This window comes from Halobellus litoreus (genome assembly GCF_024464595.1).
GTDB classification, from domain to species: Archaea; Halobacteriota; Halobacteria; order Halobacteriales; family Haloferacaceae; genus Haloquadratum; species Haloquadratum litoreum.
This window is the reverse complement of sequence record NZ_JANHAW010000002.1, coordinates 910,521-924,835: the sequence shown is the minus strand read 5'-3', so window position 1 is coordinate 924,835 and position 14,315 is coordinate 910,521. Positions and strand designations below refer to the sequence as shown.

Below are 14,315 nucleotides of genomic sequence, written 5' to 3'. Positions count from 1 at the left end.
GCCAAGGAACCCTCTCAGCGCGGCGCCGCCGCGCTGAGAGGGTGACGCAGTGCTTTTGGTCCAGCTTTTGCCAGGGCGGCGAAGCCGCCCGCAGCAAAAGGTGGGTGTGCACCGAAACCCTTACTCCCGGGCCACGGTTCCACTCGGATATGAGCGAGACGGCTGTCGACGCCGAGGAGGTCGAACGCGTCGCGGAGCTGGCGCGCGTCGATCTCGCTGACGACGAGGTCGACGCGTTTTCGGCGCAGTTCGCCGAGATCCTCGAGTATTTCGAGGCCCTCGACGAGGTGCCCGAAATCGAAAGCGACGCCGACCTGGTGAACGTGATGCGCCCCGACGAGGTCGAGGCGAGCCTCGACCAGGACGAAGCGCTCGCGAACGCCGCAGAGACCGAGGACGGCTTCTTCAAAGGCCCGCGGGTGTCGTGATGAGCCTGAACGCGTTCATCACCGAGGAGACGATCGAGAGCGACGCCGAGGGGCCGCTCTCGGGGAAGAGCGTCGCCGTCAAGGACAACATCAGCACCGAGGGCGTCCGGACGACCTGCGGCTCAGCGATGCTCGAAACCTACGTGCCGCCCTACGACGCGACCGTGGTCGACCGCCTGAAGGACGCCGGGGCGACCATCGTCGGCAAGGCGAATATGGACGAGTTCGGGATGGGAGGCACCACCGAGACGTCCGCCTACGGCGCGGTGAAGAACCCCGTCGACGAGGCGCGCGTCCCGGGCGGCTCCTCCGGCGGCTCCGCGGCCGCCGTCGCGGCGGGCGAGGCGGACCTCGCGCTCGGTTCCGACACGGGCGGCTCCGTCCGCAACCCGGCGGCGTTCTGCGGCGTCGTCGGAATCAAGCCGACCTACGGGCTCGTCTCCCGATACGGCCTCGTCGCCTACGCGAACTCCCTCGAACAGATCGGGCCGATCGCGAACACCGTCGAGGACGCCGCGGCGCTCCTGGACGTCATCTCGGGGCCGGATCCGAAGGATTCGACAACGCGGTTCGACGTCGGCGGTGAAGGGGACGCGGAAGGCCAACCGACCCACCCCGCGACGGACTCGAACTACGCCGCCGCGGCCGACGGCGACGTCGACGGCACGACGATCGGCGTCGTCACGGACCTGCTCGACGGCGCGGACGACCGCGTCGTCGAGACGTTCGAGGCCGCCCTCGACGACCTCCGCGCGCGGGGCGCGGAGACCGTCGAAGTGTCGCTCGACTCCGTCGAACACGCCGTGCAGGCGTACTACGTCATCGCGATGTCGGAGGCCTCATCGAACCTCGCGCGGTTCGACGGCGTTCGATATGGAACGTCCGGCGGCTACGAGGGCAACTGGAACGACGCCTTCGCCCGCGCCCGCGAGGAGGGCTTCGGCGAGGAGGTCAAGCGCCGGATCCTGCTCGGGACCTACGCGCTCTCGGCCGGCTATCACGACAAGTATTACAAAAAGGCCCAGGACGCCCGTGCGTGGGTGAAGCGCGACTTCGACGACGCCCTCGAGGCGGCGGACGTGCTCGCGACGCCGACGATGCCCGTCCTGCCGCCCCGACTGGGCGAGAGCCTCGACGACCCGCTGCAGCTGTACCTGATGGACGCCAACACGGTGCCGGTGAACCTCGCGAACCTGCCCGCCATCTCGGTGCCCGCCGGCGAGGTCGACGGCCTGCCGGTCGGCCTGCAACTGATCGGCCCGAAGTTCGGCGAGGAAGCGATCGTGCGGGCGGCCTCCGCTGTCGAAGCGTAATCGTCGTCGCCGTCAGGTAGTCGTCCCGTCGCGTAACCATCGTCGCCGCGCCCCTCGTTTCAGCTTTCACTTCTCGCTTTCCCTGCTCCGAAACTGCCGCCTAGCGCCGCCAGTACTCCGGCGTCAACAGCACGAGCACGGGGAAGATCTCCAGGCGGCCGATCCACATCAGGAAGACGACGTAGAGCTTGCTCGGCTCCGAGAGCGAGAGGTACCCGCCCATCGGTCCGAACTGCCCGAACGCGGGGCCGACGTTACCGATCGCCGTCGCGGCCGTCGAGAGCATCTCCAGGACGCTGACGTCGAGCCCGACTCGCTGTGCGTCCAGAAAGAGCAGAATCGCGGAGGCGACGAAGATGGCGAGATAGAGGAACGTGAAGCCGTAGATCCCGCGGAGCGCCCGCTCGTCGATCGGGTTCCCGCCGAGTCTGACCGGGCGCACCGCCTCGGGGTGCGCCGTCGTGAACAGCTCCCGCCGGACGGACTTGAGGATCACGTACCAGCGGACGATCTTCACCGCACCGCCGGTCGACCCCGCGGACCCGCCGATGAACATCGCGAAGAACAGGACGCCCTTGGCGGCGGGCCCCCACGCGTTGAAGTCCATACTCGCGTATCCCGTCGTCGTCACGAGCGCGGCCGCCTGGAACAGCGCGTGGCGGAGCGCGGGTTCGACGTGGCCGACGATGTCGCCGCGAACGGTTTCGAGGTACGCCGCGTCGTACGTGCCGCCGGCGGGCGCGCCCGTGGCGAAGCCGCCGGTGAACAGAATCGACGCGAGAACGGCCGTAATAACGGCTAGCACCCCGAGGTAGAACTTGAACTCGGAGTCGCGGAACAGCCGCGTCCGGTCTCCCGTGAGGACGTGCCAGAACAGCGCGAAGTTCGTCCCCGCCGCGATCATGAACGGGATGATGATCCACTGCGCGGCGGCGCTGAACGCCTCGATGCTCCGGGCCTCCGGCGAGAATCCGCCGGTCGGCATCGTCGTGAGCGCGTGCGCCACGGCGTTGTACAGCGTCATCCCGGGATCGACGCCCGTAATCGAAAGCGAGTACAGCAGCACCGCCTCCAGGACGGTCAGGCCGAGGTACGCGCCCCACAGCGCCCGGGCGGTCTCGGCGATTCTGGGAGTGAGCTTCTCGATTCCGGGCCCCGGCGCTTCGGCGTCCATCAGCTGTGCGCCCCCGACCGACAGCTCCGGCAGGATCGCGACCGCGAGGACGACGATTCCCATCCCGCCGAGCCACTGGGTGAGCTGTCGCCACAGCATAATCGACCGCGTGTGCGTCTCCAGATCGATCGAACCGAGGACGGTCGCGCCGGTCGTCGTGAAGCCGCTCGTGGACTCGAAGAGCGCGTTCACCGGGTTGCCGAGCGTCGATTCGGGATGTGGCGGGGCGACGACCATCGGCAGCCCGTGGGCCTCGATCAGGTACGGAACCGCGCCGACGACGGCGACGACGGCCCAGGTGAGAGACACCATCAGGAGCCCTTCCCGCGTCCGCAGGTCGGGGTCGGGGTCGAGGCGCTGGAGCCCCACGCCGACGGTGACCGTGAGGGCGATCGTCGCCAGGAACGGCGCGACGGATTCGCCGTAGTAGAGCGCGACGAGCAGCGGGAAACAGAGCGGCACGGCGAGGTACTTCAGCACCGATCCGACGAGGCTGAGGCTGGCCCTCGTGTCGACACGGACCGCCATCGTCACAGCCGGGGGGCGACGTCGTCGACGATTTCGATGTCGCCGAAGACGACCACGTGGTCTCCGATCTCAACGACCGTGTCGCCGCGGGGGGTGATGAACTCCCGGTCGCGGGTGATCGCGCCGATCACGACGCCGTCCGGGAGGTCCTGCATCGATTCGCGGATCGGCCGCCCGGCGAGGATGCTGTCGGAGTCGACCTCGATCTCCAGCACCTCGGCCTTGTCGGACTCGATCAGCGCGATGTTCTCGGCCTCGCCGTCGCGGGTGAACCGCGAGATCTCCTCGGCGACGACGCTGCGGGGGCTCACCCCCACGTCGACGCCGACGGTCTCGAAGAGGTCGACGTAGTCGGCCGTGTCGATGATCGCGATGGTCCGCTCGACGCCCATCCGGGAGGCGAGAAGCGAGACGAGGAGGTTCTTCTCGTCGGAGTCCAGCGTCGAGACCGCCACGTCCGCGTCGCCGATGTGCTCGCGTTCGAGGAACTCGATGTCGGTCGCGTCCGATTCCATCACGACCGTCTTCGGCAGGCGCTCCGCGAGGTCGCGGGCGCGCTCCCTGTCGCGCTCCACGAGTCGCGGCCGGAAGCCGCGCTCTTCGAGCAGGCGCGCGACGTGATAGCCGATCTCCGACCCGCCGACGACGACGACCTCTTCTGCGGTCCCCGGCGACTCCTCGGGCGCGACCGAGCGCGCGAACTCCTGGACGCTCGTGGGCGAGCCGATGACCACGGCCCTGTCGCCCGGTTTGATGACCGTCTCCCCGCGGGCGATCTCCACGCAGCCGTTCCGCAGGATCGCGACGAACGTCAGCGAGTCGAACCGGTCGGCCTCCGCGACGGTCTGGTTCGCGACCGGGCTGTCGGCGTCGACCTCGAACTCGGCCATCTGGACTTTCCCGCCGGCGAAGGGGTCGACGTCGCGCGCGGCGGGGAGGCCGATCATCCGGACGATCGACTTCGCGGCCAGCAGGTTCGTACAGACCATGAAGTCGACGCCGAAGGCGCGCTCGGAGCGCTCCCACGTCCTGAGATACTCGGTGTTTTTCACCCGGGCGATGGTGAACGCGTCGGAGATCGCCTTGACCGTCGAGCAGACGACGATGTTCGTCTCGTCGTTGTCGGTCGAGGCGATCACCATATCCGTCTCCTCGATCCCGGCCTCTTCGAGAGTCGAGACTGACGTGCCGTCACCGGTCACGCCGAGGACGTCGTAGGAGTAGTTCAGTTCCTCGACCCGTTCGCCGTCGCAGTCGACGACGATCACCTCGTGCGTGTCCGCGAGGTCGGCCGCGATGCTCGATCCGACCTGCCCTGCACCGACGATGACTACGCGCACGAGGGACCACCCGGATTCATCCTTTCAGAGTGTGCCTGGCGCGGAGGTATTTCTCTTTCGGCATCGGTCTCGACTCCTATCCCTGCCGCAGCCAGGCAGGATACCGCTCAGGACCGCCGTTCGACCGTGAGATCGACCGAACGGGGTTCGCCCTCCAGATCGGCGACGACGCGCTCGACGATGCGCTCGGCCTCGCTCGTGATCGCGGGCTTGATCTTCTCGATGACCCAGCCCAGGGAGACGAACCGCGGGAGGTCGATCCCGCGCTCGTTCGCCGACCGCGGATCGTACGACACCTCGAAGGAGACCCGCGAGGCGGCCTCGACGCCGTCCGGGGCGTCCTCGGGGAGTTCGTCCAGTTCCTCGATCAGCCAGCGCCCGCTCGCGTCGAGGTTCTTCACGACCTCCCACTCGACCCGCTCGGGCGGATCGACCGCAGTCACCTCCGACTCGACCGTGTAGGTGAGTTTCCACCAGGCGAACCGCATCGCGTAGCGCGTTCCCGCTCCGCCGTCGCCGCTGCGTCTGACTACGTTCTTGAGGTGCTTCGAGTACGCAGCGTACCGGGGGAAATCGACGAGGAATTCGTAGGCCTCGTCGGCCGGGAGGTAGACCACCGTGCTGACGACGAGTTCGTCCACGGCGACCGGTAGGACGCCGGTGAGGAAAGCGTTGCGGGCGGTGGCGTTCCGTTCCCGTGCGTTCGGGGTTCACGGTCACTGAGACCGGACCACACGGGAGGTGTGCGACCGGAACGTACTTGTTGAAGAGCGATCATATTCGGGACGATGGTCGGGGCTACCCTCCGTGATATCAGCAGGCACGTCGACTGCCTCGCGGCACCGGGCGGTCCCTACGCTGTCGTCTGCGGTCGGACCGGCTGTGAACCCCACCCCGTCTCCGGACGCCGGTTCGACGACCGCGACACCGCGGCGGAGGCGGCGGAGGCCACCGCGGAGTACCGCGCGACGCTCAGGCAGTACGATCCGCAGGTGCCGTTCTACGAACCGCTGGTCCACGACATCGAGGACGGTCCCGGGGGCGTCGCCTCCGCGGCCGAGGCCGACGCCCGCCTGCGCTATCTCTCCTTCTGTCACGACGTCGCGGGCGCGACGTTCGAGGCCCTCTCCGACCGGGGGCTTCGCGAGGTCGAAACCGCGGCGATGGAGACGCACCTGACGCTCGCGGAGGTCGTCGACGACCGCGACGACTTCTGTCTCACGCTGCTGTGGAGCATAATGAGCGAACTCGCCTACCGCGCCTCGCGGCGACAGCAGGCGACGGTCGTCGACGACGCCGCCCGGTCGCTCCGCTGTCCGAACGCCGGGACGGCGGTGCGGCCCGACGAGGGGATCCGCGCGACGATGGCGGAACTCGAACGCGTCGGCTTCGTCGACCGGGCGACCGTCGCCGCGGGAATCGACGACGGCACCTGGATCCTGACGTTCGGCGACTACGCGCTCGCGGAGCGGACGGGCCGGCTCCCGACGCTCCCGATCTCGGTCGCCCTGGCGAGACGGCTTCCGGACACGGCGTTCCGGTTCGCGGCGGCGACGCCGCTCGGGGACCGCCGCTGGCGACTCCGCGTCGACGTCGGCGGCGAGCCGGACGGTCTCGTCTCGGTCGACGCCACCGACGACGAGCGGCTGTACGACACCGACTCCGAGTACTGACGGGAGGGTCTCGACGGCGCGGTTCTCCGGTACGGTGCGAACCGTGAGGCTCAGGAGGACTGCTCACCTTCTCACGAGTATGTCTGCACCAGCGACCGGCTCCGAACCCGCGGACGTCCTGATCGTCGGCGGCGGCGTCGCCGGGCTGACGGCCGCGACGTTCACCGCCCGCGCCGGACTCGACACCCTCGTCGTCGACGCCGACGAGAGCATCCTCGCGAGGAACGCTCACCTGGAGAACGTTCCCGGGTTCCCCGGTGGGATCAACGCCCGCCGGTTTCTGGACCTCCTCGCGGAACAGGCCGAGGAGAACGACGTTCGGCGGGAGACTGGTCGCGTCACCGGCGTCGAGCGATCCGGCAGCGACACCGAGGCCTTCGATATCAGCGCCGTCGGGAACGACGACGAGACGCGGACGTACCGAGCCGACGCCGTCGTCGCGGCGTCGTGGTCGGACGCCTCCTACCTGGACGGACTCGGCGTGGAGACCCGCGACGCCGGGTCGAAGACGTACGTCGTCGTCGACGACCTCGGACGAACGGACGTCGACGGCGTCTACGCGGCGGGTCGCCTCACCGAGAAGTACCACCAGGCCGTCGTCGCCGCGGGCCACGGCGCGGAGGTCGGGCTGACGGTCGTCCACGACTCGGAGATCCCGTACTACCACGACTGGGTGACCCCGGAGGGGTACTTCACCGACCGCGGGCGCGAGGTCCCGCCCGGGTGCGAGGAGATCGACGCCGCCGAGCGCGAACGCCGCGACGCCGACGCCCGCGAGCGGATACGCGAGGCGTTCGCGGGGCCGCATCCGGAACCGCAGCGGACCCACCCGAGCCTCGTCGACGACGAACTGGGCCGACTCGACGAGTGAACCACCGGGCGTTCGGGTCCAGGCTGGTCGTGAAAAACAGTCCCGAGACTGCGCTACCGGCACTCAGCCCGCGGACCGCTCCGGTGCCGTATTCATCGTTCCGATCCGGAGGATCAGCGTGTTCTCGTCTGCGTCTACCGCGTCGACGGTGCCCGACAGACGGAGCCCGGTGGAGGGCGTCGGGCCGACCGTCACGCGGTCGCTCTCCGAGAAGTGCCGCACCGACCCGCGAAGCGTGACTTCCGCCCGGCAGCGGTCCGGGTTGTGAACGGTGGCGAGATCGATCTCCTCTACGTTGACCCCGTCGACGCGTCCGCCGTTGTTTTCGACTGGGACCTGCGCGGGTTCGTCCATCTCCTCTATATCGAGCGTCTTGTAGGCCGTCGCGGTGGGTTTGTACCCTCCCTTCGGACCGGGGATGCCCTCGACTAACTGCAGTGCGCGTAGGCTCTGCATCTGGTTGCGAATCGTCCCGGGGTTCCGGTCGATCTCCTCGGCGATCTCTTTCCCCCGTACCGCACGGGCTTCTCCGTCGGCCAGATTGACGAGCGAGGTGAGGATGCGCTTTTGACTCGAACTCAGCTGTGGCGTCGACATACCCACAGGTAGAACACTATTTTTGATAAATGTTTGGTTATAAAGCCATTATATTCTTTGTACAATACTTACTATCCAAATTTCTTTAGTAAAATGGAATAAAAGCGGGATAATGAATTCGTTCTTTTCTTTCTGTTCGATCGGAGCGGCGGTTATGTACCTAACTAATAAAATCAGCGTTCCCTCCGCCGGCGGCGCGGGGGCTCGGGATCGGCTCTCGTTCCGTCCGAGCGGGTCCCGACTCGCTCCCCCGACGGAACGGGGAGTTTTACACGCGTGCCGCCGAAGGGTTGACCGATGTTAGACGGGGTCAACGTCGCGCTCGGGGTCTCGGGCAGCATTGCGGCCGTGAAAGTGGTCGAACTCGCCCACGAGTTGCGACGGCAGGGCGCGGCGGTTCGCGGCGTGATGACCGAGAGCGCGCGGGGAATCGTTCATCCCTGGGCCGTCGAGTTCGCCACCGGGAACGACGTGGTCACCGAACTGACCGGGAGCGTCGAGCACGTCGAACTCTGCGGTCGCGAGGGATGGGCCGACGTCCTGCTGCTCGCGCCCGCGACGGCCAACACCGTCGGCAAGATCGCGAGCGCCGTCGACGACACACCCGTGACGACCTGCGCTACGACCGCGCTCGGCGCGGACCTGCCCGTCGTCGTCGCGCCCGCGATGCACGAACCGATGTACGACCACCCCGGCGTGCTGGACGCCATCGAGCGCGTCGAGTCCTGGGGCGTCGACTTCGTCGACCCGCGGATCGAGGAGGGGAAGGCGAAGGTCGCGACCGAGGCGGCGATCGTGACCGCCGTCGCCCGCGCGACCACCGAGCAGTCCCTCGCGGGGCGACACGTCGTCGTCACGTCGGGGGCGACGGCCGAGTCGATCGACCCCGTGCGGATCATCACCAACCGCGCCTCGGGAAAGACCGGCCGCGCGGTCGCCCGCGCGTGCCACGTCCGCGGGGCCGACGTCACGCTCGTCCACGACGGCGGCGACGTCCACTACGCCGATACCGTGACCGTCGAGTCCGCGGCCGAGATGCGCGAGGCCGTCCTCGACGCTGTCGGTGACGACGTCGGGGACCGCGGTGGAGACGCCGCAGGCGCCCCGTCCGCCGACGCGCTCGTCTCGGCGGCGGCGATCTCCGATTACACCGTCGAGCGCGCCGACGAGAAACTCCGCTCGGGGGAGTCGCGGACGCTCGATCTCGAACCGACGCCGAAGCTCATCGACGGCGTGCGGGAGGCGTACCCCGACCTCCCGATCGTCGGCTTCAAGGCCGAGACGTCGGGCGACGACGAGGAGATGATCGAGGCCGCGCGCGGAATCCTGACGCGGTCAGATCTCGCCTTCGTGGTCGCCAACGACGCCGCCGTGATGGGCGAGGACGGGACGCGGACGCTGTTCGTCGACGCGGAGGAGGCCGTCGAGTTCGCGGGGACGAAGGCGGAACTCGGCGTCGAGATCGCGGCGCGCCTCGCCGGCGAACTCCCGGCTTGAGGTCGTGCGGGACCTCCGCCCTCACTCGCCGGGGTCGTCGCCGTCGTCCTCGGAACCGCAGGAATCGAACGCGCTGTAGGGGTTCGTGTACTCGTTTCTGATGATCTCCTCTTCGACGATCTCGAACCCGAGCGAGTTGAGTTCACGGCCGATGCGGCTCAGGTCGTCGCTGTCGCGGCCGACGGCGGTGATGTGGACGTTCTCCTCGCCAGTCATAATCTCTCGGACGGAGATCACGCCCTCGACGTCGAGCGCGCGCTCTGCCAGCCGTTCGCGTTCGGGGATCGGGGCGGTGCAGAAGATGATCGTGTAGAGTTGATAGCCCATCCGCTCGTAGTCGACGTCGACGTGGGTCCCGCGGATGATCCCCTCCGATTCGAGCTTCGAGATGCGGTTCCTGACGGTGCTCGCCGAGACGCCCTTCGCCTCCGCGATGTCGCTGCTGGACGTGTGTCTGGCGTCTTTCTGAAGCGCGTAGACGATGTATCGATCGAGGTCGTCGAGGTCGACGGCGGCCATACACTGTGTGGAAATCGAACCCTAAATAGGTGTTGTGCTCCTCTCCGGCGAAGTTCGGGTCCTACACCCGGCTCAGAAGAGCCGTCGCTCGACCGTCCGAGCGATCCGACCGCGCAGTTCGGACTCCTGCTGGTGGACGAGGAGCACAGGGCGGTCCGTTCCGGTGAGATACGCGGCGATTGCGTCGTTGGCCCGCTCCGACGCGCTGACGACGGTGAGGTCCGCCTCGCCGAGGTCCGGCCCTGGATCCGAACCCGACGAGGCTCCGAACGGGACGCAACTCCGCACCGGCACCGAACAGAGCGCGGCGACCGCCGCGTGATAGTCCTCAAGCGTCTTTCCGGCGATCTCAGAAGCGTCCGCTCGCCCCGCGTACGCCAGCGTGACAGATCCGCCCGCGGAGGCGGCGAGCGCGTCCGCGGCGGCGATTTTCGTCGGGTCGTAGGGCCCCTCGTCCGAGAGGACGCCGACGACCTCGAACCCGTCCAGGCCGGCCGGTCCCGCGTTCAGAAGCGCCACGTCGCAGGGGGCGTGGCGGAGCACCCACTCCACGTCCGAACCGAACAGGAGGCCCCGGAGCCCCGACGCGGGCGAGGCATCCTCCATCAGGAGCATATCCGCTCCCTCGTGGTCGGCGTAATTCACGACCGCGTGTCGCACGTCGTGACAGACGATTGTCCCGCTGTTCACCGGAACGTCGAACTCGGACCCGAGTTCGCTCGTCTGCGCCTCGAACTGCACGTCCGCGGGCGACTCCGTCTCGGAGGCGTACGTCAGCGACACCTGATCTGGGACCTGTTCGAACCGGGCGACGACGACCTCGCCGTCGTTCGCGTCGGCGATCTCGGCCGCGACGCGGACGAACGAGCGCTCCTCGTCTTTCGTGACCTCGTGATCCAGCGCGACCAGCACGCGGTAGTCGCTGCTGGGTCCGTCGATCGTCTCTCGCGTCCGATCGACGGCGCTGCGGCCGACCTGACGGCGGACGGCGTCGACCGCCGCGCCCTCACGGTCGACGCGTCCCCGACCGTAGACGCCGAACCAGCCGATTCCGGCCGCGGTCATCACGATCGCGCCGACGAGCGGGACGGTCCCCATCTGCGTCAGCAACACGAGTCCACTGACGACGCCGAAGATCTGTATCCAGGGGTACAGCGGGGCGGTGAACGACGGTTCGTACGCCGCGCTCCCCTCGCGGAACGCCACGACGGCGAGGTTGATGAGGACGAAGACGAGGATCTGGAACGCGCTCGCGAGTTTCGCGATCTCCAGCAGGGGGACGAACGCGATGAGGAGCAGCAGCACGACGCCGGTGAGCGTGATCGAGTTCGACGGCGTCCCGAAGCGGTCGCTGATCGACGCCATCAGCTCCGGAACGAGGTCGTCGCGGGCCATCGCGAACGGGTAGCGGGACGAGGAGAGGATCCCGGCGTTCGCGGTGCTCACGAGCGCGAGGATCGCCGCCAGGACCACGGCAGCGACGCCGGCGGTTCCGAGCGTCGCCTCCGCGGCGACCGCGACCGGGGTGGCGCTGTCGGCGATCCCCGCCGGATCGGTGACGCCGAGCATCACCGTCACGATGAGCGCGTAGAGGACCGTCGTGAACGCCAGCGACCCAAGGATGCCGATCGGGATGTTCCGGTCGGGGTCTGCGACCTCCTCGGCGACGCTGGCGACCTTCGTGACGCCGGCGTAGGAGACGAACACGAGGCCGGTCGCCTCCAGCAGGCCGCCGACGCCGCCGCGGAGGAACGGCGTGTAGTTCGATCCCTGCAGGGAGGGAACGCCGCCGAGCACGAACCAGACGAGCGCGGCGAGCATCACGACGACGATGCCGACCTGTAGCCGACCAGTCTGTTTCGCGCCGAGGACGTTGACGACGACGAGGAGCGCCGCCAGCGCGAGCGCGACCGGCGTGGTGACGCTCGGCGGGACGTCGAAGAGGAGCAGCAGGTACGGGACGCCGCCGACGAGCGCAAGCGCGCCCTTGAACGACAGCGCGAACCACGTGCCGATGCCCGCGACGGTGCCGAGGAGCGGGCCCATCCCCCGCTCGATGAACAGGTAGGTCCCGCCGGCCTCCGGCATCGCGGTCGCCATCTCCGACTTCGAGAGCGCCGCCGGGAGCACGAGCACGCCGGCGACGACGTACGCGAGGACGACGGCCGGGCCGGCGATGTCGACCGCCAGAGCGGGAAGGATGAAGATGCCGCTGCCGACCATCGCGCCGATGCTGATCGCCAGAACCGCGTAGAGCCCGAGGTCGCGTTCGAGTTCCTTCGTCACGTCACCTCACCGCCGTCGGAGTGCGTCCGCCTGGCATCGCCGGTCGCCCGCGGCCAAGCGTTCCGCAGGGACGCCGTCGACCGGTCCACTGTACCACAGGTGTCGGTGCCGCGGCCGACTCGACGTCGGTGCGGCCGTCGTCGGCAGGTGTGTGTCCTCTCATCGTGTCGTGTCACACGGGACGGCACTCGTGGCAGTCACGTACTCGACGGTAGCGGACAGAACCGGTTAAATATTGCGTGTGATTGTCGATCTGTCCTCAGATTCTACATAATTTATCGATCCGATATAATTCTACAGCGGTCGCTATCCTCGACACCCAGCAGAGACGACCGGCACTAGCCACCCGGAGGTCGACGAGACGGAGAACCGTGAGTCAGGCGGGCCGGTTCAGAGCAGTCCGACGAGCGTCGCCGCGAGCACGACGAGCACGAGGAGGACGCTCGTGGCGATGCTCGCCCGGAGGCTCCCCGGACGGAGCGCGTCCCCGTCGCTGCCGACGAGCGCGACCAACGGCCCGCGGATCGAACCGTACGGGTCACCGGCCGCGGCCAGCGTCCGCTCGGCGGTCTCGACGGCCAGCCGATCGACGGCGGCGAAGAGGTCGGTGACGCCTCGCACGAGACCGCGCATCCCGTAGAACGTCGCCGGCTCGATCACGGCGTCGACGTCGATCCCGGGACCGACCTTCGACAGCGGCTTCTTGAGGACCGCGAAGCCGACGACGCCGAGGGCCGCCAACGCGAACCCTTCTCCGAGGTGTCCCAGCGTGAACGGGTGGGCGTCGGCGGTACTTCCCGGGAGGAGCGCGAACAGCGCGTCAGGGTAGAGCCCGAGCACCACGCAGAGGGCGGCGACGCCCAGCATCGCGACCCGCTGGCCGGTGATCGACTGCTTGAGGTTCCAGGTGCCCGTGCTCTCCTTGAGGAACGCGTAGTAGCCGAACTTGATGAACGACATAAACGTCCCCACGCCCGCCGCGAGCAGGATGTAGAAGATGCCGTCGAGGTGTTCCTTGTGCGCCGCCGCGGTGATCATCCCCTTGCTCACGAAGCCGTTGAAGCCGGGGAAGCCGCTGATCGACAGCGCCGCGACGGTGAAAGCCAGCGCGGTCACCGGCAGCGCCCGCCCGAGGCCGCCGAGGTACTTCAGGCTCTGCTCGTCCGTCCGCGCGATCACGACGCCCGCGGTCATAAAGAGCAGCGCCTTGTAGAGGATGTGGTTGAACACGTGCGCGAACGCGCCGGCGGTCGCGAGCGCCGTCCCGACGCCGACGCCCGCGACCATGTAACCGACCTGCGACTGGATGTGATACGAGAGCAGCCGTCGCATATCGTTCTGTAAGAGTGCGTAGACGACGCCGACGAGCGCCATCGCCGCGCCCATATACGCGATCGCGAGGTTGCCCTCGGGGAAGGCTCGCGCGAGCCCGTAGACGCCCGTTTTCGTGGTGTACACCGAGAGAAAGACGCTGGCGGCGACGTGCGGCCGCGGGTAGGTGTCGGGGAGCCAGGTGTGCAGGCCGACGAAGCCGACGTTGACGCCGATGCCGATCGCCGCCAGGACGGCCGGAATGCCGGCGACGATGCCGTCGCTGGCGCTGAAGAGGAAGGAGCCGACGCTGGTGTAGTGCCAGACGACCGCGGCCATCAGCAGGCTGCCGCCGAGGCCGTGGTAGATGGCGTAGCGGAAGCCCGCGCGGACGGCCTCGCCGCCGTAGTCCCACACCAGGAGCGTGCTGGTAACGGCCATCAGTTCCCAGAAGAACACCATCGTCAGCCAGTCGCCGGCGAAGACGGCCCCGACGCTGGTCCCGACGTAGCCGAGCGCGAAGGCGGTCTGTCGGTTCTCGGCGTCCGAGGAGTACGAGTACAGCACGGCGGCCGCGCCGATGAGTCCGAAGATGACGCCCATCAGCTTCGAGAAGGCGTCGACGTTGAACAGCACGGCGTCGAAGCCGAGGAAGGTGACGGGGAGGTAGGTCCCCGCGGGTGCTAGGAGCGCCCAGACGGCGACGCCGCCGGTCGCGAGGACGCCCAGCGCGTGCCCGAGCTTTCGCGAGAGCACCGGCATCACGAGCGCGACAGCG

General features: G+C 68.3%; 12 protein-coding genes. 5 read left to right on the top strand and 7 right to left on the bottom strand.

Going from position 1 to position 14,315, the window contains the following annotated elements; all coding sequences use genetic code 11:
* Positions 1 to 149: 149 nt before the first annotated feature.
* Together gatC and gatA are read left to right on the top strand one after the other, a co-directional pair.
* Positions 150 to 428 (top strand): Asp-tRNA(Asn)/Glu-tRNA(Gln) amidotransferase subunit GatC, encoded by a 279-nt coding sequence (gene gatC / locus NO360_RS12225; RefSeq protein WP_256308087.1) that lies wholly within the window; start codon positions 150 to 152, stop codon positions 426 to 428.
* Positions 428 to 1,741, top strand: coding sequence for an Asp-tRNA(Asn)/Glu-tRNA(Gln) amidotransferase subunit GatA (gatA, locus tag NO360_RS12220; protein WP_256308086.1), 1,314 nt, complete (start codon positions 428 to 430; stop codon positions 1,739 to 1,741). The genes gatC and gatA overlap by 1 nt, the downstream gene beginning before the upstream one ends.
* Positions 1,742 to 1,841: 100 nt before the next feature.
* On the opposite strand, the gene NO360_RS12215 is transcribed toward gatA, so the two are convergent.
* From NO360_RS12215 to NO360_RS12205, 3 genes are all read right to left on the bottom strand, one after another.
* Entirely contained in the window at positions 1,842 to 3,443 is a 1,602-nt protein-coding gene (locus NO360_RS12215; RefSeq protein ID WP_256308085.1) for a TrkH family potassium uptake protein, read from the bottom strand.
* 2 nt (positions 3,444 to 3,445) lie between these two features.
* Entirely contained in the window at positions 3,446 to 4,783 is a 1,338-nt protein-coding gene (gene trkA, locus NO360_RS12210) for a Trk system potassium transporter TrkA (protein WP_256308084.1), read from the bottom strand.
* 107 nt (positions 4,784 to 4,890) lie between these two features.
* Positions 4,891 to 5,424 (bottom strand): SRPBCC family protein, encoded by a 534-nt coding sequence (locus tag NO360_RS12205; RefSeq protein WP_256308083.1) that lies wholly within the window; start codon positions 5,422 to 5,424, stop codon positions 4,891 to 4,893.
* A gap of 147 nt (positions 5,425 to 5,571) precedes the next feature.
* On the opposite strand from NO360_RS12205, the gene NO360_RS12200 reads away from it, so the two are divergent.
* Both NO360_RS12200 and NO360_RS12195 read left to right on the top strand, forming a co-directional pair.
* A complete protein-coding gene (locus NO360_RS12200; RefSeq protein ID WP_256308082.1) occupies positions 5,572 to 6,456 on the top strand; it encodes a DUF7551 domain-containing protein in 885 nt (294 codons plus the stop codon).
* A gap of 79 nt (positions 6,457 to 6,535) precedes the next feature.
* Complete coding sequence (locus NO360_RS12195; RefSeq protein ID WP_256308081.1) at positions 6,536 to 7,327, top strand: NAD(P)/FAD-dependent oxidoreductase; 792 nt, start codon at positions 6,536 to 6,538, stop codon at positions 7,325 to 7,327.
* 63 nt (positions 7,328 to 7,390) lie between these two features.
* Here the strand turns inward: NO360_RS12195 and NO360_RS12190 are convergent, their stop codons facing one another.
* Positions 7,391 to 7,924 carry an Rrf2 family transcriptional regulator gene (locus NO360_RS12190; RefSeq protein WP_256308080.1) on the bottom strand — a complete coding sequence of 178 codons (534 nt, stop codon included), beginning with the start codon at positions 7,922 to 7,924 and terminating at the stop codon, positions 7,391 to 7,393.
* A 297-nt stretch (positions 7,925 to 8,221) separates the two neighbouring features.
* Between NO360_RS12190 and coaBC the strand changes: the two genes are divergently transcribed.
* On the top strand, positions 8,222 to 9,421 hold the full coding sequence (gene coaBC / locus NO360_RS12185) for a bifunctional phosphopantothenoylcysteine decarboxylase/phosphopantothenate--cysteine ligase CoaBC (RefSeq protein ID WP_256308079.1): 1,200 nt from the start codon (positions 8,222 to 8,224) through the stop codon (positions 9,419 to 9,421).
* Between the two features lie 21 nt (positions 9,422 to 9,442).
* Here coaBC and NO360_RS12180 read toward each other — a convergent pair whose 3' ends face one another.
* The 3 genes from NO360_RS12180 to NO360_RS12170 form a co-directional block, all read right to left on the bottom strand.
* Positions 9,443 to 9,940, bottom strand: a complete 498-nt coding sequence (locus tag NO360_RS12180) for an Lrp/AsnC family transcriptional regulator (protein WP_256308078.1) — start codon at positions 9,938 to 9,940, stop codon at positions 9,443 to 9,445.
* A gap of 72 nt (positions 9,941 to 10,012) precedes the next feature.
* Positions 10,013 to 12,226, bottom strand: a complete 2,214-nt coding sequence (locus NO360_RS12175) for an amino acid permease (protein ID WP_256308077.1) — start codon at positions 12,224 to 12,226, stop codon at positions 10,013 to 10,015.
* 390 nt (positions 12,227 to 12,616) lie between these two features.
* Entirely contained in the window at positions 12,617 to 14,299 is a 1,683-nt protein-coding gene (locus NO360_RS12170) for a Na(+)/H(+) antiporter subunit D (RefSeq protein ID WP_390281766.1), read from the bottom strand.
* Positions 14,300 to 14,315 lie beyond the last annotated feature (16 nt).

Bases quoted from the DNA above. Each gene is read 5' to 3' on its own strand.
- gatA (WP_256308086.1), top strand. From the start codon at position 428: ATGAGCCTGAACGCGTTCATCACCGAGGAGACGATCGAGAGCGACGCC.
- NO360_RS12170 (WP_390281766.1), bottom strand. From the start codon at position 14,299: ATGCCGGTGCTCTCGCGAAAGCTCGGGCACGCGCTGGGCGTCCTCGCG.
- NO360_RS12200 (WP_256308082.1), top strand. From the start codon at position 5,572: ATGGTCGGGGCTACCCTCCGTGATATCAGCAGGCACGTCGACTGCCTC.
- NO360_RS12195 (WP_256308081.1), top strand. From the start codon at position 6,536: ATGTCTGCACCAGCGACCGGCTCCGAACCCGCGGACGTCCTGATCGTC.
- gatC (WP_256308087.1), top strand. From the start codon at position 150: ATGAGCGAGACGGCTGTCGACGCCGAGGAGGTCGAACGCGTCGCGGAG.
- NO360_RS12190 (WP_256308080.1), bottom strand. From the start codon at position 7,924: ATGTCGACGCCACAGCTGAGTTCGAGTCAAAAGCGCATCCTCACCTCG.
- coaBC (WP_256308079.1), top strand. From the start codon at position 8,222: ATGTTAGACGGGGTCAACGTCGCGCTCGGGGTCTCGGGCAGCATTGCG.
- NO360_RS12215 (WP_256308085.1), bottom strand. From the start codon at position 3,443: ATGGCGGTCCGTGTCGACACGAGGGCCAGCCTCAGCCTCGTCGGATCG.
- NO360_RS12180 (WP_256308078.1), bottom strand. From the start codon at position 9,940: ATGGCCGCCGTCGACCTCGACGACCTCGATCGATACATCGTCTACGCG.